General features: G+C 37.1%; 13 protein-coding genes. 4 read left to right on the top strand and 9 right to left on the bottom strand.

Annotated elements, in window-relative coordinates:
* Window position 1: 1 nt before the first annotated feature.
* The 9 genes from Q0972_RS09610 to Q0972_RS09570 form a co-directional block, all read right to left on the bottom strand.
* The gene (locus tag Q0972_RS09610; protein WP_299365262.1) at window positions 2–1,210 is read right to left on the bottom strand and encodes a glycerate kinase; all 1,209 of its coding nucleotides are present in this window, start codon (window positions 1,208–1,210) and stop codon (window positions 2–4) included.
* Window positions 1,207–2,586, bottom strand: coding sequence for a GntP family permease (locus tag Q0972_RS09605; protein WP_299365260.1), 1,380 nt, complete (start codon window positions 2,584–2,586; stop codon window positions 1,207–1,209). The genes Q0972_RS09610 and Q0972_RS09605 overlap by 4 nt, the downstream gene beginning before the upstream one ends.
* Window positions 2,587–4,479 (bottom strand): glycoside hydrolase family 2 protein, encoded by a 1,893-nt coding sequence (locus tag Q0972_RS09600; RefSeq protein ID WP_299365258.1) that lies wholly within the window; start codon window positions 4,477–4,479, stop codon window positions 2,587–2,589. It lies immediately after the preceding gene.
* 1 nt (window position 4,480) lies between these two features.
* Window positions 4,481–5,782 (bottom strand): mandelate racemase/muconate lactonizing enzyme family protein, encoded by a 1,302-nt coding sequence (locus Q0972_RS09595; RefSeq protein WP_299365256.1) that lies wholly within the window; start codon window positions 5,780–5,782, stop codon window positions 4,481–4,483.
* Window positions 5,783–5,787: 5 nt separating this feature from the next.
* The gene (locus Q0972_RS09590; protein WP_299365254.1) at window positions 5,788–7,197 is read right to left on the bottom strand and encodes a glycoside hydrolase family 28 protein; all 1,410 of its coding nucleotides are present in this window, start codon (window positions 7,195–7,197) and stop codon (window positions 5,788–5,790) included.
* Between the two features lie 2 nt (window positions 7,198–7,199).
* Window positions 7,200–8,489 (bottom strand): hypothetical protein, encoded by a 1,290-nt coding sequence (locus tag Q0972_RS09585; RefSeq protein WP_299365252.1) that lies wholly within the window; start codon window positions 8,487–8,489, stop codon window positions 7,200–7,202.
* Between the two features lie 10 nt (window positions 8,490–8,499).
* Window positions 8,500–9,855, bottom strand: a complete 1,356-nt coding sequence (locus Q0972_RS09580) for a glycosyl hydrolase family 28 protein (RefSeq protein ID WP_299365250.1) — start codon at window positions 9,853–9,855, stop codon at window positions 8,500–8,502.
* 128 nt (window positions 9,856–9,983) lie between these two features.
* Entirely contained in the window at window positions 9,984–11,510 is a 1,527-nt protein-coding gene (locus Q0972_RS09575) for a hypothetical protein (protein ID WP_299365248.1), read from the bottom strand.
* A 3-nt stretch (window positions 11,511–11,513) separates the two neighbouring features.
* Complete coding sequence (locus Q0972_RS09570; protein ID WP_299365246.1) at window positions 11,514–14,327, bottom strand: TonB-dependent receptor; 2,814 nt, start codon at window positions 14,325–14,327, stop codon at window positions 11,514–11,516.
* A 222-nt stretch (window positions 14,328–14,549) separates the two neighbouring features.
* Here Q0972_RS09570 and Q0972_RS09565 point away from each other — a divergent pair, with 222 nt between their 5' ends.
* The 4 genes from Q0972_RS09565 to Q0972_RS09550 all read left to right on the top strand — a co-directional run bounded on the left by Q0972_RS09565 (window position 14,550) and on the right by Q0972_RS09550 (window position 19,953).
* Window positions 14,550–15,581, top strand: a complete 1,032-nt coding sequence (locus Q0972_RS09565; protein ID WP_299365244.1) for a LacI family DNA-binding transcriptional regulator — start codon at window positions 14,550–14,552, stop codon at window positions 15,579–15,581.
* 3 nt (window positions 15,582–15,584) lie between these two features.
* Window positions 15,585–16,985: a glucuronate isomerase gene (gene uxaC, locus Q0972_RS09560; protein ID WP_299365241.1), complete on the top strand. Its 1,401-nt coding sequence runs from the start codon at window positions 15,585–15,587 to the stop codon at window positions 16,983–16,985.
* 15 nt (window positions 16,986–17,000) lie between these two features.
* Entirely contained in the window at window positions 17,001–18,380 is a 1,380-nt protein-coding gene (locus Q0972_RS09555; RefSeq protein WP_299365239.1) for a tagaturonate reductase, read from the top strand.
* A 106-nt stretch (window positions 18,381–18,486) separates the two neighbouring features.
* On the top strand, window positions 18,487–19,953 hold the full coding sequence (locus Q0972_RS09550; RefSeq protein WP_299365237.1) for an SLC13 family permease: 1,467 nt from the start codon (window positions 18,487–18,489) through the stop codon (window positions 19,951–19,953).
* The last annotated feature ends 267 nt before the right edge of the window (window positions 19,954–20,220 follow it).

Raw genomic sequence — 20,220 nt, 5'->3', positions numbered from 1 at the left:
ACTATATTTTTGAATGATGTAGGGCAATGTCTTCCAACATTATCTTTGCCACCTTGCTAAGTGCTCCTTTGGGATTGGACAACGATTTCACTTTTCCAACGCTATCACTTAGGCTGTACCACTTTATAACATCGAGTTGGTCTTTTTGCATCTCCATTAGTTTAACACTTCCACCTATAACATAGCAAGGAATTCCTCTGTTTTTCGCCTCTAGAGCTACACCAAAAGGTACTTTTCCATTCAATGTACTTTTATCTATTTGTCCTTCGGCAGTAATAATAATATTTTGATTTTTAATTCTTTCACTAAACTTTGTTAATCTCATTATTTCTTCTGTACCGGGACTTAACTGCGCTCCAAGAAAAGCATAGGTTCCTAAACCCATTCCACCAGCTGCGCCACCACCTCTTATCTGTTCTAAATTTTGAAAGTCGTCTTTAGCAGGTCTTATGTTTTCAAATGAATCGTTGTTAGTTTTTAATAGTTCCACAATGTTGGTTAAGCCATTCTCTAAAATTCTTACCTCCTGAATATTGGCTCCCTTTTGTGGTGCGAATGCAGGTGCAGCTCCCTGTGAACCAAGTATTGTGTTGTTAACGTCATACAAGGTTATAAATGAGGTTTGCTTTATTACTTCTAAATTCTGAGGTAACTCAATTTTAGTTACTCTGTTTAATTGTCCTCCAAATGGTTGTATTTGCTTACCTTCTTTATCAAGAAATTTGTAGCCAAGTGCTGTTGCCATGCCAATACCAGCATCGCAAGTGGCACTACCTCCAAGAAAAAGATATACTTTTTTTATTCCGCTAGAAATTGCATGATTTATAAGTTCACCAAAACCATAGCTAGTGGTATGCATACAATTTCGTTTTTCAGGTGACACCTGAACCAAGCCAGCCGCTGCTGCCATTTCCACATATGCATTTCCTTTATTATCTACAGCATAATGCGATCGTATTGGTTCTAAAAGTGGTCCTTTAACTTTTAAATTTACTTTTTGTAATTGTAATACATTTTTAAGCACACTTAATGAACCGTCACCACCATCTGCAAGTGGCAAACTAGTGCAGTTAAATTTTACACTATCACCAATCGAATCTACATAATTATTTTCTAAAGCGACGCTTTCAATAATTTCGCAAATCTCTTTTGCAGAAAGTGTACCTTTCATCTTGTCTGGTGCAATAAGAATGTTGATAGGCTTGCTCATATTAAAATGATACTTAAAATTAAAACTATAGTCAACACGGTTAGTCCTTGTACACCAGAAATTAATGTATAACTCCTAAGCGCATCTTTAGTTTTTATACCAGAAAATTGACTTACAACCCAAAAGTAACTATCGTTAAGATGGCTCACCGTCATTGCGCCACCACCAATTGTAAGAACAGCTAATGCCAACTCCATTGATGATTGCCAACCAACAACCGGAAGCAAAGGTGCAAGAATACTTGATGTAATAATCATAGCGCTTGTACTACTGCCTTGAGCGCTTTTAAGAATTGCAGCAAGACCAAAGGTTATCAACAACAAAAAAATACTACTTGATGTTCCAATCTCCAACCAAGATGCTACTTCAGCAGATATTGTTGTAGCTTTTAAAACACCACCAAATGCGCCGCCAGCACCCGTAATGATTAATATTGGCCCTGCTGTTTTTAATGCGTAAGAAAACCAATCTTGTGTTACCTTTGAAATAGAAGTTTTACCCAGTACATCCTTAGATTCTTGTTTCACATCTTTCGTTTGTGGTTTTAACAAAAGCATCGCCAAAACTGCACCGACAAGAAGTGCTATTGTCGGATTGCAAATAAAAGCTATCCAATTAGGAAGTTCATGGCCTAAATTTAAGATGCTTCCTATCGCAATTAGTACTATTGGTACTACCAATGGCGATAAGGCTTTATAGAGTTTTGGCAAATTAAAGGTATCTGTGTTTTTTGGTTTTGCTATTTCGTTTGTTTCTATTCTTTTACCTAAATGTTTCGACAAAAAAATAGAGACTAAAAGCACAGGAATAGAGACTAAAATTCCTAAAAGAATAATAACCCCTAAGGCATCTATGGCATTTAGATTTCCAGCTGCTGCTACTGGACCTGGTGTTGGAGGGATTAATGTATGTGTGGTATACAATCCACTTGCAAGGCCAAGACTTAATACGGATTTTTTATTTTGAGTAGCTTTAGCTAAATCTTGTGTAATTCCATTTAATAAAATAAATCCGCTATCACAAAATACAGGAATACTTACGGTTGCACCTAATAAAGTTACAGCCAGTAACGTTTTTTTTTGACTGACGAATTTTGATATTCGATGGGCAATAGCGTTAGCGCCACCGGATTTTTCGAGATAAGCACCAATAATGCATCCAAAAACGACTATTAACCCAATAGATGCTAACAAATTACCAAAACCAGAAGTAATGCTTTTTAATAAAGTCTCTAGAGGCATTCCTGTAAACAGACCTAAGGCGAGACAACCAAAAATTAAAGATAGAAATGGGTTAAACTTAAAGCGAGAACTGGCAATGACTACTACTATGATTGATAGTACTATAGCCACCATAAGTCCTGCGCCAGTGTCCATTTAATTCTTTATTTTTATTTGGTATTGCGCTTCCATTTCATCATAGAAGGATTTGAGTACCCAATAGGCTTCTTTTTTAAATCCTCCATCACTGATTAATCCCTTACGATTCCAACCGTCTTGTATTAAAGGTAAATTTCGACGTGGCGACCTAAAATCCACTAAAATCCAAGGTGTACTACCACGAAGCGTTGGTATGCGTTTGAGCATGGCTATTTGTTTTTCATACAAGTATTTTTGGTAATCTTCCGTCCATCGTTCTAGCTTATCTCCACGGTGATTATACAAAGCACCGCCACCAAATTCACTAACAAAAAATGGCTTGTTGTTTGGCAATTCCCAAGATACCTCATCGCAACGGTCTGGTAGACCAGAATACCAACCAATATATTCATTACAGGCAATAATATCTACATCTTCTGCAAACGGGTCTGGAATTGTAATCACATCTGCTTTACTCTTTTCATCTCGCTCTAGTGCTGCACTGATAAAACGTGTATCGTCAATTTCTAGGGCAATAGCCTTTAATTTTTTTAGAAAGTTAAGACGAGATGGTACTTCTGGTGTTTCGTTTGCAAGAGACCAGATAATGACACTAGCTCGGTTTTTATCGCGTTGTATCAAGGTTTCTAGCTGTGTTTTTGCTTGGTTGAACACTTCAGGGTTTTCATAATCAATCCCCCAATAGACTGGAATTTCTTCCCATAACAAAATACCTAATTCATCGGCCAATCTTGGCATATATTCGTTATGTGGATAATGTGCCAAACGTACGAAGTTACAATTAAGTTCTTCCGCCCAACCAAATAGCGTTTTTGCATCTTCGTTGCTGTAAGCTCTACCACCACGTATGGGGTTTTCTTCATGAAGTGAAATCCCTCTTAAAAAAATAGATTGCCCGTTTAATAGAATGTCTGCCCCTTTTGTTTCAATGGTTCTAAAGCCAATTCTATCTGTAATGACATCCGCTGAAGCACTGATTTTTATATCATATAATTTCGGTCGTTGTGGATACCACTTTTTAATCTTTTTTGCAGGAATACTAAGTTCAGCTATTCCTTCAGCATTTGTAACGAGTTGAATTTCTAGTTTTATCTCGGGTATGGAAACATTTATTTTCTGTCCAATTTCATTAACATTCAACTTAATAAAACCTTTAATGTTTTCTGGGCTTTTGGGGTCTAGTTGAATCATGTAATCCTGAATATAGGTTTCTGGTAACTCCACAAGTTTTACTTCTCTTGTTAGACCACCATAATTCCACCAATCACTTGTGAGTCCAGGTACACGATTATTTTCCCTGCGGTTATCAACCCGGACCACTAAGGAATTGCGCTTTGGTAAAACCAGTTCAGTAATGTCAAAATTAAATGGGTCATAGCCACCAAGATGCATTCCCACTTTTTGACCATTGAGATAGACATCGGTTTGGTAATTGGCTCCTCCAAAATATAGGATAAGTCGTTTGTTGCTAGGCAAATCGTAATCGAATGTTGTGCGGTACCACGCACTTCCTTCATAGTAAAATAATTCTGGTTTCTGGGTATTCCAATCACCTGGCACTAAGATTTCGTCACTGGTATTAAAATTGTATTCCACACGGTCAGTTGGTGATTCTGCCACACGGTCTGTCCAATAGGGTTTTGCACTGGCCTTTGTGCTTTCAACTTTATCAAAAGGCTGCCAATTTCTATGATTTCTGTAGCCTGTTTCGTAAGGGTCAGCTACAAATTTCCAATGTCCGTTGAGCGAGGTTGCATCACGGCTATAAATGTTTTGAATCAGTGGTGTAGATTGGGCATTTAAGTTTAAAACAAAAAGCCAAAGCATTATGTTTAATAAGTTTATCTGTGTCAATTTACTCTTCAGGCGAAATTTTAAAATCTTTTTCATATTAACTGTTCTTTGAGGTCCAGTAAATTTTTTCTTTTTTCCAGATGTTACTATCATATTCTATACCAAGTCCTGGCTTTTCTAATATGGCTAACTTGCCGCCTTTAGGAATCACCGGACTATGCCAGTCCTTTTGAGTTTCTTCACCACCCACGCGGTATTCTTGATGGTGGGATAGTACAGGACAGACTGCAAAAACTTGGTTTGGAGCTGCTGCCATTGGGCCAGATTTTGGCGAATGCGGTGTAAAGCCAAGCCCATAATAGTCTGCTAAGTAAGAAATCTTTAAGGTTCTGACTATGCCGCCGTGGTAATAAACATCAGGTTGTAGAGTATCCATGGCACCGATTTGTGCCATGAGTTTGAACTGGTCAAAACTAAAATCCTGTTCACCACCTGCTATTTTGCAGCTTGTGGCGGCATCTTTTACCAATTTATGAGACCATAGGTCTTGCCAGTAGCATGGTTCTTCAAAAAACTCAACACCATAAGACTCTATCATTTTTAGGACTTCAATGGCCTCATCTGCAGTGTATGAACTGTTACCATCTACATACAAAGTAACGTTTTCGCCCACTTTTTTTCGCATGTATGGTACCCAGTCATTGGTGCGTTTAACATAAGGTTCTGTATTTTTCATACGGCCACCTATTTTAAATTTAACTGCCTTAGCACCTGTTGCCTCCAATGTTTTTAAAACACGTTCCGTTTCATCTTCATAGGGTTTTTCGCGTTCCAAACTAGAAATGTACACCTTATAGGCATCACGTTTCTTATCTCCTAAAAACGTATATGCAGGGCGATTAGCAATTCTTCCCAATAAATCCCAAAGTGCAATTTCAATAGTACCAATGGCATTCCAATAGGGTAGGCTTACAAACTTATAATTGCGTTCTATTTTTAGAATCTCATCAGGTAAATGAGCAATGTTTCTAGCATCCTTTCCTATGAAATTCATCGCAGCTAATTTGGCAAAAATGGTTTCTGAACTTCGGAAACGGCCTTTGTTCATAGGTGATACTCCGGTATTACCTTCTTTATCCGTAATGCGGCAAAAAAAACGTTTTTTCACATAGGCTGAATCAATTACTTCTATTTTATCAATGGTAATTGGACTAGGAAAAGTATCCATTACGCGTTGATGGATACGCTCTTCCAAGGCAGAGCCTGCAAAAGGCTTTTTTTGTACTTGAATTTCAGGTTTAAGGACTTTTGGTTTATCAGTACAGGCCACGAGTGGTAAAGTCGCTAGTCCTGCACCTGCTATCGTGGTTGCTTTTAAGAATTTCCGTCTATCGAACATAGTAACTATTTTTTGTCTTTATTCAGGGTTGTGTTAACATCAGCGTTGGTAATCTGTTTCCCATTGATGGATACCTTGTTCAATATCAAGTTTTGGGTATGATTGACAATAAAAGGTGCTGATGATTCCTTTAGACTAAGATTTTCGAGATAAACTCTTTTTATTTTTTGTTCATTTCTACCATTGATTTTTATAGAAATATCGGTGGCTTTGTTAACATCGATATTTTGAAAATAGAAATCGCTATACAACGTGTAGTATTTATTGCCTCTCCAACCTTTATAATCCGTCGTAAATTCCAGACCGTATTTTACAGTATCTAAAGCTTTGAAATTTTTGATAAAAACATCTTTTATAAAACCACCTCTATCTGGATTACTTTTAAACTGAAAAGCGTGTTTTTTACTTCCATTGAGCGTATTGTCATGGACAAACAAATTTTGAACGCCGCCACTCATTTCGCTACCAATACAAAAACCACTACCAACAGCTGTAGAAAAGGTGTTGTTACGGATAATAATGTTTTCTGAAGGCGGATAGTCCCAACCATCTTGGTCACGACCTGCCTTGATGCTAATACAATCGTCGTAGGTGTTGATGTTGCAATTTTCAATAAGAACGTACTGACTATTTTCTGGGTCAAAACCATCATCGTTATGAGTACCTTTTTTGATATTTAAATATCGTGTTATAACATTCTTACATAGCACTGGATGAATGGTCCAAAAGGGTGTTTCTTGAATAGTGAAATCTTCAAACAGAATGTTTTGGCAGTTAATAAATTGGATGCCCGAAGGGCGCAAAAAATGACCTTCACCAAATACACGTTCTTCAATTGGGATTTGATCATTGCCCATTTGTCTGATACGTTTTTTATCTTCTTTTTGTTTAAATTTCCACTCAGACCAAATGGGTTTGCAATTACCGTTGATTTGCCCTTTACCCGTGATTGCTAGATTTACTTTATCTATGGCATAAATTAAGGGGCTGTAATTCATAGCAAAAGTACCCTCCCAGCGAGTTTTTACAACAGGCAAATAATCTTCTGGATGAGGTGAAAATTCTAATATGGCGTTTTCAGCAAGATTGAGATTGATATTTGATCGAAACACAATAGGCCCGTTAACTTTGTAATTCCCAGTAGGAATATGAACAACGCCACCACCGGTTTCTGAAAGCTTGGTCATAGCTTTATGTAAACTTTCTCTAAAATATATCGTGTCGTTTACAACTATTGTATCTGGTTTAAATTTTGGCGGAACTATCTTTTTGACAATCTTTGGATAAGTCATATTCCAAGCCGTATCTATTTTTGCCTTGGCATATTCAATTGAAAAATCGTTTATAGTAGTTCGATTTTTTTTGCAGCCAACTATCAAAATAGAAGTGATTATGATTATGACAAACCTTTTCATATTTATTCTTTGAAAGCACTTTTATGGATTTCACTTAAAAAACGCATTCCAAATGCAGTATTGATGTCCCTATAATAGAGTTGCATTTCACCATTTTTCTTGCTTCGTTGTCTAATGCCGTAGTAAGCCCCAGCTAAATTTTTGTCAGGATGGTTTTCAGAAAACTGATTGGTTAAAGTGAATTCCAGTGCTTCTCGAATGGATTGTTCGAAACGGTCATAACCCAAGTGCCACAACTCCAACCATAGTATTCCTGCAAAACTGGTACAACTACCACAAGGGCTTCGCTTGTCATGATTACCATCCAAATAACTGGCATACCAAATCACACCAGTACGATCCTGAACTCCAGCCAAGGCATCTGCACATTTTAGAGCAGATTCTAAATAGTCTTTGTTATCTGTGAGTTTGTAAGCTTCAACCAATGCTTCTGCATTCCAAGTATTGAATCGTCCATGGACTCTACCTTTTGCAGGGTCATTAGGCTCATAATCCATCCAGAAACCGCTAGGACTTTGGTCTGCCACGAGTTTGTCACAAATTTCTAGAAAGGCTTTTTTATAACGTTCTTGGCCAGTATGATGATACATATCTAACCATAAATAGCCTTCAGCATTGGGTCTGGCCACATGTTTTATATCAAAAGGTAATCCTTCATGCTGCTTGTGCGGGCTTCTGGTTTTCCATATTTCACCAGTTTTACCATCTACAATATTATAAGATAGACGTTGATCTAAAATGTAAAGGTTATCCAAAATCCAAGCACCTGCATTGGTGGCAACATTTGCATAGGTATTATCTCCTGTAACTTTAGACAAAAGGAATAGTCCAGGCGTACCATCTGTAATGGTTGTGGTGTTGATAAGCTCTCCCATTTTGTCTCCATGAACTGCATTAAGAAAACCTTCGAGCTGGTGTCCTTTTGGAAATTGTAAACCTACCCACCAATTACCAGCCTTTAGCGAAGCATCTAAAGCACGCTGTTCTCCAGTAATTTTGTAAGCCTCTAACAAACCGAAAATGGCTTGACCAGTATGCCATGCCGTTTCGTAAGCTTCCCATTCACCTTTTAACCAACGGTAATTTCCTTTTGCTTCACCGTTTTCGGATAGCATGGCGTTAATGGTGTGACTGGTGGCATGCATGAGAGATTCAATTATTCTTTGGTTGTATGAAGCATCTAGCTTAAAGGTTCGTTGTTGAGCGCAGGAAGAAAATGAAAGCCATAAGAATACAGAAAAAAGCAAATGGATTTTTCTATTACGATATATTATGACGTTAGAATTTTTCATGCTTCAATATTTAGTTAAAGGCCTTTTGCTTTGTGTTTTCAATTTTAATTTGAGTGGTGTCAACTTTAGCCTTAATTAATTCAAAATTGGATTTGACCATACTATCCTGTTTTAAGACCACATTTTCAAAGGTTACAGCGTCTGCATGAGCAATAAGCATATCTGCTTTAGTTTGCACGTAATCACCCGCAGTTTCCCAACGTTGGATTGTTTTATTGCCTTTAGGTTTTACCCAATCGCTATTATCCAAACGTTGCTTATAGTTAAAGCTAACATTTTTAAAGCTAATGGAATCTATACCCTGTAATGGATGACCACTGATATAAGTGATGCCACTAGTATTAAATTCGCTATCACGAAAGTATATCTTTGAAATATCGCCTACGTTCCCATTTTCAGTTCTCGTATGGACATCAATAAAAATTGGATATTCTTGCTTATGTCTGCTTCCTGTTGTGGCGTTTATGTTAGAAAAGGTAATCTCCTCGTATCTGCCGCCATCCATCATAAACAAGGCAATTGCATATCTGGTTTTTTTTATTTGGATATGGTCAAAACTAATATTACGGGTAAGGTAACCACTACCCGTACCCAGCTTTAACGCAGAATCATCACTTTCGATATAACATTTACTAACATGTATGTTTTCAGTAATTTTTGATCTTGCTTCCCCTTTGCTATTTATCCATTTTTCCGGTTTTCGATCATTCTTGACGCAAATGGCATCATCTCCTGTTCGGATATCACAATCTGAAATCCTGACATTTGAGGAATTTCGGATATCAATACCATCTGTATTTGGTGATTGTGGATGATTTTTAATAGTTAGTCCCTTTACTTTAACGCCATTACAATAACTAAGATTTAATGTATGAGAAGGACTGTTAATTAGTGTTATATCTTCAATTCTTACATTTTTAGCATCTTTAATGTCTATCCACGGTTGTGGGCGTTCCGTAAATTGCCATTTATCATCAAAAAACGAACGTCCATTACCGTTAATGGTACCTTTACCCTTTATGGTGAGGTTATCTGCATAAGGCGCTAAAATAAACTCGTTGTGTTTATAATCTTCTAGATTACTACTCGCCATCAACACACAGCCTTCTTCAAGTACAATTGTAATATTCGGACCTAAAGTGAGTGCACCAGAATAATAGGTCCCCTTAGGGAAGACTAAAGTTCCTTTTTTTGAAATAGTAAAGTTAATAGCATCTTGAATGGCTTTTGTCGATAAGGTTTTTCCATCTGGGATAGCCCCAAAATCTGACACATTGAATATCATATTTTCTTTTTGACAGGTACTTAAATACAGTCCTAAGATGAGGAATAGTAGTTTGTAAAAAGTCAACTTTAGATATTTCAAAACAATACATTTATGTAATGGGTTAAGAACAAGTGGCAACCCCAAAATTAGATTGCCACTTTATCAATTAACTAACCTAACTACAAATTATAATCAATTAACTAAAGCACCTACCTGCCTTGTAAACATTAATTTCTTGGTGTGCCATCAATATTTACACACCATCCTAAAGTCCAATCATTTCCAACCTCAACAGCTCCTACATAATTAACATCGTCGAAAAAGGGATCTAATGCACCAGCAGATGTTGAATTTGTTGTATCTGTTCCGACATAGGAATCAACAATAGTAAAAGGTGTCACCGAGTTATTGAATGTTGGAATATAATCATTGTCTGTAGGATTAAAAAAATCTGTTGTACTGTGAAAACCTGTACCATTATTAGCTTCATTGTTAAAAGAAGCTGAATTTGCAAAAAAGCTTTCACCGTTAACAACACCTTGCTCACTGCCATTGCTAAACCTTATACTTGTATCAACTCCAGTAATGACAGCATTATATATTTTCGCAGTACCTCCATTTCTAATTCTAAATCCACGACCAGTTGGGTTTGCAGAAGAATTGTTAAAGGCAGAACCCGTAATAGTAATATTAGAAAGAAAACCACTACCCTGTCGTCCCTGAATAGCCTCCGAACCTTCTAACATATTTACGACCCAAAATTGACCACTACCATCCCAGTTTTCACTCCATCGAATACCAGCTTCATTTGCAAAAGGATCAGTAGAGACCATATACTTTAAATTAATGGTACCATCGTTTACTCTGATACCATTGTCCCCAGGACGATACACTTGAATATATTCCGCAACGGTTTGATCTCCAGCATTTGTAAACTGAATAGAATCATCGTTACTTCCTGGGTACATTAATCTTACATACCTCACTATACCTGAGTTATCATTACCACCAGCGCCTTCTATACCTATGCCGCTCCATTGGCCTCTATCGGTATTCCCTGCACCTTGCCCAGGTGCATTGGCCAGAGCATTGAAAACAATAGGGTTGGTCGCTGTACCCTGCCAATCTACTAAGCCCAATTGATTAACCTCTAAACGGGTATCTTCAGTTTCCGCATAAATTTGCGTCCCCTCTAAAATCGTCAAAGTGGTTTGTTGGAAGACTTCAACCTGTCCTGAAATAATCCACAGGGAAGAACTGTCTAAAGTTTCGTCAAAATTAATGATGCCTGTAATGCGTTTGAATGCTTGTCCATTAAGTGTAACATCTTCAATAGTGTATTGGGGTACAATTTCTGATATATTTACAGTTATTGCAGTTTGCCCAACGTTATTTTGAGTATCCCTAGCGGTAAATACTACTTGACGTGTGGTATTAAACCAAGCCTCGGGCACTTGAAATGTAAAAGAAGAATTCACTACCCCCGACGTACCGTTAAAATTCTGACTCTCTAGCACATTGCCATTTTCAGAGATGGTGATGTTTGTTATACCAACAGCACCCTCAACGTTTAAATTTGGAATATTAATCAACTGGGCAACACCTAAATTTAATTCTGTTATATCACCAACACTTATTATTGGATCTGGATATGTTGGATCTGGAAAGTTTTCATCGTCATTAAGCTCACATGATGCCAAAAAGATAACTGGTATTACAATTAATATTGTTCTTAAAAATTTTGACGTTTTCATTTCTTAAAAATTAAAGTTTAACCCTAATCTGGCCACGATGCCATATATCTCATGATTAGTTACCTGATCCCTGAATTGATTGAATTCGATCACAGGAGTATTTAACAAGTTTTGGGCTTCAGCAAAAACGGTTAGTCTATCATTAATTCTATACGATGCGTTGGCATCCAACTGATAGCGTTCTTCTATTACAAAATCGTTAATAGGAATAATGTCGAAACTATCAAATGATCGACCATTATAGTTCAGAGCGCCTCTTATACTGAATTTGCCCTTATCATAGTAAAGTGCGGCGTTCCATGTATGGTTTGCTTGACCAACTAAGGGTACATCATCCCTTCTAAGTACAGTTCCATCTTCTTCTATAAAGGTGAATGAACTACTACTATTTACATAGGTATAATTAGCATATACACCAAATCCATTAAGCCATCCCGGCAAAAAGGTAAACTTCTTAGCAAAATTTACTTCAACCCCTAGAACATCAGCCACTTCACCATTAACTGGCTGTATGAGTTCAAAACCTTCTATAATAGGATCATCTAATACAACAGACTGCTGCGTGAAAATAAAATTATCTATTTGCTTGTAATAGACTCCTAAACTGATCGTACCTTCGTCTTTAAAATAATGTTCTAAAAGAACATCAACGTTTTGAGAAAATGCAGGAACAAGATCGGGATTACCTCTTTCCACCTCATTATCCGCAAAATTTCGATTCTCAGCTGGTACCAAATTAATAAAATTAGGTCGAGCAAAGGATTCAAAATAGGAAGCTCTTAAATTGGTTCTATCGGTAAGCCTGTATTTTAAATGCACACTAGGGAGTAAAAAGTTGTAACTCGGGCCACCTTCATCTAATCGAATTGTGGTTTCGCCTACCACTTGTTCTACAACATTTGCCCGATAATTGGTAGCGGTCGCCTCGTAACGTGCACCAAATACCGCACTAAACTTACCAAAGCTCAATTTACCCTGCCCATACCAAGCATAGATATTCTCTTCCACGTCAAAAGTGTTTGAAACGGTATTGAAAGTACTCTCTGCAGGATCAAAAGTATAAAGATCAAAATTAGCATTGAAATGCCTAGTCGATCGAGAGGGTGAAGGAAAAGCTCCCATATTGTATCTTCCTTCGAATATCGAGCCTTGGTCGTCGCCAACAACTTGATCCAAAGTATAGATTCCATCGTAACCTTCCCATTGTAGATTTGATCTTCGCCTTGAATTTTCTTGTAATCTAAACTTACCACCTGTTTTGAATTCTCCTGTTACCTTCTTGCTTAAACGCAAGGGAACAGTAACATTGATGTAACCTGTTTGATTGAAGCCATTAATTAAATTAGGATTGTCGGTCTGATAACCACCAAACTCATACTGACTGTAATCATTAACATCAAAACCTTGAGGCACAAATTGAGGAAAATCTCGATCAGATCGGTCTATAATATAATTAATTCCTGTTGCCCTGAATACTGTTCTAAATGAAGTCTCCTCTCTTTCAGACCTTGAAAGGGTATACCCATAGTTCAATTTTCCCCATGAACCCAAATTATTCCTACCACCGACGGTAAAAGTCACATTTTCCCTTCTTTCATCATCATCGGACATATCTCGTCTTAAACGGGCTAAACTATTTTCGCCGCTTCCTATAACATTTAGATTATTAGGATCTGGAAAATCACCCATAGATCTAAAACGAATCCGATAACGCTCGTTCTGATCTCTTAGAAAATTATAGGAGAATGACGTGAAAATAGTACTTTGTTCATTGAACTTATAATCGAATGTCGCGTTGGCACCGATTCGAGTTCGTAAATTTAATAAAGGCCTAAGTGCTAACTCATCTAGTACATATGTCATTTCTTCATTAGGTCCTACTTCTCTGAATCTGTAATTAGTTTCCAATCGTTCCTCGCCATTGACCGTATTGTAATAGCTACCGCCTACGATTATTCCAAATTTATCGTCTTTACTTCTCTTGTCAAATCGAAGTTTACTTCTAAAACTACCACGTTCAAAAATATCTGCATAACCTCCTGCAACTGTTCCTTTTACTCGACCTTTAGCACTTCTTGCTGTTGGTGTAATTAAATTTACTGTACCACCTATGGCATCACCGTCATTTTCCGGTAACAAGGCTTTGGTAATCTCCATTGAGGAAAGCAATTCTGCTGGAATTAGATCAAGGGATTCCGTTCGGTTACCACCAGCGTCTGTTGTGGGTAATTGGGCACCATCTATTGTTACAGTTGTATAATTTCTAGGTGTTCCACGTAATCTTATGTTCGCACCTTCACCATTATTTCGTTCTATATTTACACCAGCCACCCTCTGTAAAGCCTCACCAACATTAATGTCGGGGAATTGATTTACAAGATCTGCAGAAACTATAGTTTTGATATTGTCAGCATTTCGTTGTTGGTTGTATGCTTTTTGCTGACCTTCAATCGAAGCTGTAACAATAACCTCCCCTAACTGATTTAAGGAAGGCTCTAGCGTTATAGAACCTAAGTTTAGATTATCATCTTCTTTAACAATTATCTCAATAGTTTTTGTAGTGTAACCAAGATAAGAAATCTGTAATTGATGACTTCCAGCTGGAATAGCTGTAATCAAAAATCTTCCATCAAAATCGGTCACACCTCCAATATTAAGGGCTTCTATGAAGACAGATGCTCCAGGCAATACACCATCATTGTCGCTAGCCAAAATAATCCCAGAAACAGAACCCTTTTCGGACGAATTACTCTGAGAAAAAGCGGTTAGTGATATTAAGAGGCTGCAAGTACATAATAACCTCAAATAAATACTCATAAACGTCATAGTAAATAATTTTACAGTGCAAACGTTTGCATAATTACAAATAAATTATCAAATCACAAAATTTAAACTAATTATATTGCTTTTATCATATTGAAAAGACCAATAAATTCATAATTACCTAAAGAATGTAATGAATGAAATGCTTAATCATCAAAATTATTTATATTTGCGCATACGATTACGCAAAAATTGCGCACTTTTAAAAACAATATCTTGAAAAGAAAACCGACCATACAGGACATAGCAGCAAAATTGGATATAACGCCATCAACTGTTTCCAGAGCTTTAAACGATCATCCCAGAATAAGTGTTAGTACAAAAAAAGCAGTACAGCGCGTTGCAGACGAAATCAACTATCGTCCCAACTTTGTCGCTAGTGCGTTACGTAAGGGAACTACCCAACTCCTAGGTCTCGTGGTTCCAAGGATAGACCGTGCATTTTTTTCTAGTGTTATTAGAGGGGTTGAAGAAATTGCCTTAGATAAAGGCTACAGTGTTATTGTCGCTCAATCAAATGAAGATATTAATCGTGAACGTGACGTCATTAAAGCATTCTTAAATGCACGAGTTGCTGGAATTTTTTGTTCTTTAGGTAAAAATACTACCGAATTTGACCACTATCTTGAAGCTCAAAAGCAGGGTATTCCCATTGTATTATTTGACCGGACCACAACGTCAATTGACGCCAGTAAGGCTGTTATTGATGATTATTTGGGTGGATACATGGCTACTGAACATCTTATTAAACAGGAATGTAAACGGATAGTTCATCTAACAAGCCATCAAGTAAGCAACATTTACAAGGAAAGGCAAAGAGGATATCTAGATGCCTTGAGTGACCATGGTATAGCGGTGGATAATAACTTAATGATTCGATGTGACCTTCAAGTGGAAGATGGCATTAATGCTGTAAGTAACTTTTTAGTAAATGAACCATACGATGGTATTTTCAGTGCCTCTGATTATGCTGCTTTAGGTGCAATTCAAGCTTTAAAGAGTAAAGGTAAATCTATTCCTGAAGATGTGTGTGTCGTAGGTTTTTCTAATGAGCCATTTACAGAATTTGTTGAACCGGCCCTAAGTACAGTCGATCAATTCCCTGAAGATATGGGTAGAGCAGCTGCAGATTTATTCTTTAAACAAATAGAATCAGATTTAGACCTATCTACAACTTATAAAACTATGCTGCAACCGCAACTGATTATTAGAAAGAGCTCCAACCGGCTCAATTTAAAATTAAAGTAAAAAATGAAAACATTCATTACGGATAATTTTTTATTGCAAAACAATTATGCCCAAAAATTGTTTCACGACTATGCAAAATTATTATCCATTATAGATTATCATAACCACCTTATCCCAGAAGAACTGGCCAAAAACAAGCAATTCTCTAATATCACGCAAGTATGGCTATATGGTGACCATTACAAATGGCGCGCCATGCGTACCCTAGGTATAGAGGAGAAATATATTACTGGTGGTGGCTCGGATAAAAAAAAATTTGAAAAATGGGCCGAGTGTGTACCCTACACTATGCGTAACCCTCTGTATCACTGGACACATTTGGAGTTGTTACGCTATTTTAACATTGACTCCTTATTAGATTCAAAATCGTCGGACGATATCTACAGTGAAACGAACCATCTATTGGCATTAAATGAGTATTCTGCAATGGGCTTATTACAACAGATGAATGTAGAATCAGTTTGTACAACAGATGATCCAACAGATTCATTAACTGCGCATCAGGAACTTGGTAAGGCAAAAAGTAATATTAAGGTTTTACCAACTTTTAGACCCGACAAGGCTTATAATTTATCCAATGTTGAACAATATAAGTCTTATATTAAAAAATTAGAATCAGCCTGTGGCTTAACTATCGAAGATTACGACAGCTTACTTAGTGCCCTATTAAATAGAATTGAATTCTTTCATCAAAATGGTTGTCGCTTGTCTGACCACGGTCTTGAATCATTAGTTTTCGTTGAAAACAACCATTTAAATGAAGGTAAGATTTTCTCAAAAGCATTGGAGGGAGAACAAGTAAATCCTGAAGAGGGAGAGTTCTTCAGATTTAAACTGCTTACATTCTTATGTAGAGCTTATTGTGACCATGGATGGGTTCAGCAGTTTCATTTGGGAGGTTTAAGGAATACCAACCATCGCATGTTGAGTAAGCTTGGTCCTGATACTGGTTTTGACTCGATTGGAGATTTTAGCCAAGCCGAAATGATGGCTAGGTTCTTTGACCATTTGGAATCGACCAACCAACTTGCAAAAACTATTGTCTACAATCTTAACCCTGCCGACAATGAGGTTTTTGCCACAATGACAGGTAATTTCAATGGTGGGAGTATTAAAGGCAAGGTACAATTTGGAAGCGCCTGGTGGTTTTTGGACCAAAAGGATGGCATAGAAAAACAACTTAATACGCTATCTAATTTAGGATTGTTGAGCTGTTTTGTGGGCATGCTTACAGATTCTAGAAGTCTATTGAGCTTTCCAAGACACGAATACTTTCGTAGAATTCTCTGCAATTTAATAGGAGAAGATGTTAAAAATGGTCTCCTTCCTTGGGATGAAAAATGGTTAGGGAAACTAGTAGGCGATATATGTTATTACAACGCTAAAAACTATTTTGATTTCTAAAAACCCATTGCTTTTATGTCAAAACACAAGCTTCCGGTAAAAATCATTCAATTTGGTAAGGGTAATTTTTTAAGAGGTTTTTCTACATGGATGATAGAAATTTTGAACGAGGAAACTGATTTTAACGGTTGTATTGAGATTGTCGAAACCTTCGATACGATAAAATCCCAACAGCTGATTGACCAAGACTTTAAATATCATGTCATAGAAAGAGGCATTGAAAATAACAGCATTATTGACCGAATCACCAAGATTAATGCCGTAACAGGGCTTACGAATGCAGTAAAGGAGTACAACAAATTCTTGAAGCTGGCTCTTGACCCTCAATTAAAATTTATAATTTCCAATACCACCGAAGCTGGTATCATATTCAAAAATGAGGACACTGATATTAGCACACCTCAGACATTTCCAAGCCGCCTAACGGCATTGTTATTTCATAGATTTCAACATTTGGGGCATCTTGAAGAGCACATTTTTGTACTGACTTGTGAATTGATTGATAAAAACGCAGATACCTTGAAAAGCTTCGTTCTAAAATATTGTGAGTTGTGGAAATTATCCTTGGAGTTTATTGAATGGATCGGCAAATCCATTGTGTTTTGTAATACCCTTGTTGACCGTATTGTATCGGGTTATCCTAGAATACCAGAAACATTTCATAAGAGAATTGATTTTCAAGATGAACTGCTGGTAGAATGCGAACCCTTTCATTTTTGGGCCATTGAAAAAAAGGGCGGAATAAATAAAGTTTTGCCGGTTCACAAAACCAAGCTCAATGTTCAATTTGTTGAGAATATTAAACCCTACAAGGACATCAAGGTTCGTATCCTTAACGGTGCTCATACGGCTATGGTTGCATTAGGCATGGTTAATGGCATTAAAACTGTTGATGAGTTTATGCATCACAAATTGCTGAGCGCATTTTTGGAAAATATGTTGAACGATGAGATACTACCAACTTTATCCCGTAACCATAATGATTCCAACGACTTTAAAGACAAGGTTTACGACCGGTTCAAAAATCCGTTCTTAAAACATCAACTAAGCGCCATTCAACTGAACTCTATTTCTAAATTCAGAAGTAGATTACTTCCTACATTAAAGGATTATCTCAGTATTAAAGGTAGTCTTCCGCATTATATTACAGAAGTACTAGCGCATTTATTTTTGCTTTATCGAGACAGTCATTCCCCATCGGGATTTGAACTTAAAGATGACCCTAGAGTTCTGGATATTTTCAGAAAGGCTTGGTCACAAAATAACCTTGAGACCACGTTGAGTATATTACTAGGAAATAAAATTCTTTGGGGAGAAAACCTGTGTTTAATAAAAGACTTAAAAGACGAAATAGCAGCTATACTTGAGCGATTAAATACTGCGAAAGAGATGTAACATGAAATAAACTAAGGGTTTGTTTTGAAACTTGGCTTAAGAACCACGCCTCAAGGTTAGAGCGAATTTTTAATCAAAAATAAATGGGTCAACTAGATTTAGACGAATGAATAGGATTCAATTTTTTGGGTTGATAACCGGTCCCCTTTTGTTCATTCTGGTTTTACTGTTCTTCCAACCAGATGGACTATCAAAGGAAGCTAATGCCACACTAGCTTGCGCTTTATGGATCTCTGTTTGGTGGATTACAGAAGCTATACCCATTTCGGCAACAGCCTTATTACCCTTGGTACTTTTTCCATTGACAGGTGTCATGACTATTGATGCAGTTGGCAACTCATTTTCTAACAAGATGATTTTTCTTTTTCTAGGCGGTTTTATCATTGCGGTAGCGATTGAAAAATCTAATCTTCACAAGCGGATTGCCCTTAACATCATCAACAAGGTTGGTACGGATTGGAATAGGGTTATACTAGGCTTTATGATTGCCACAGCATTCCTAAGTATGTGGATATCCAATACAGCAACAGCTGTTATGGTTTTGCCAATAGGATTATCGGTCGTAAGCCAATTGAATATTAAAGGCTTATCTCAAGCTAAAATGAGCCGTTCCTTAATGCTTGCCATTGCCTATGGCTGTTCTATTGGTGGTACGGCAACACTTATTGGTACTCCGACTAACCCAATATTTGCAGGCTATATTGAGCAGAACTATGGTGTGACCATCACTTTTACACAATGGATGTCAATTGGTTTGCCGTTTTCAATTGCCATGCTTTCAATTGGCTGGTTATATCTCACTAAAATTGCCTACAAAACCAAAGCTGCCAGTATATCTGGAGGAAAGAACACTATAAGAAAACAGATCAAGGGTCTTGGGCCTATGAAATATCAAGAACGAATGGTTCTGGTTGTTTTTGTCAGTACTGCATTTCTGTGGATAACCAGAAAATATCTTGTTGAACCTATTATTGGAGGCACAAGCGATGCGCTTATAGCTATTTTAGGGGCAATAGTTCTCTTTGTAATCCCCTCTGCTAATAAATCAGGTCGAATAGGTCTTATAGACTGGCGTACAGCAGAAACTATCCCCTGGGGTATATTATTACTTTTTGGTGGTGGTCTGGCTTTGGCAGCAGGATTTCAATCAAGTGGACTGGCTTCTTGGATTGGAGAGCAATTGATTGTATTTGGCATTTTACCCGTACTTTTATTGATACTTGCTATTATCAGTGTGGTTAATTTTTTAACAGAAATAACAAGTAATGTAGCCACTGCGGCTATGTTAATGCCAGTACTAGGCGCATTGGCTCTATCTATTGATGTCCATCCCTACATATTAATGGTATCTGCTACTATTGCGGCGTCGTGTGCTTTTATGCTTCCTGTAGCCACGCCCCCAAATGCGGTTGTATTTAGTTCTGGTTTTTTAAGTATTCCACAAATGATACGTGTAGGGTTTTGGATGAATATTATTTCCATAGTTATTGCCACAATACTGATTTACATCTTATTACCATTATTCTGGGATATTAAAATTCGTGTTTTTCCGGAGGATTTTATCAAAATCTAGCCCAATAAGAAGCACAACCGTTTGTTCATTCAGCGATAGAACCTGTTCATTTGTTTAGAATTCGAAATTCGCGATTATGCCATTTATAATTCATCTTTAAGACTAGCTATGAATTGCTTCTTAAATTGAAATAGTGCTAAACGTGATATTCATCTTTTGTAATTTCCACTGAGGTTAACCTTAAAATGAGAAAATTGCGGAAAGAAAAAGTAAGGCTACTATTTTTGCTTGATTTTAATTTATCTGCACTAACAGTAGAAATCGAAC

The sequence above is a fragment of the Winogradskyella sp. genome, from assembly GCF_028282165.1.
Taxonomy (GTDB): domain Bacteria; phylum Bacteroidota; class Bacteroidia; order Flavobacteriales; family Flavobacteriaceae; genus Winogradskyella.
Note: the sequence above shows the minus strand (reverse complement) of the source record. Positions and strands in the feature narration are given on the sequence as shown.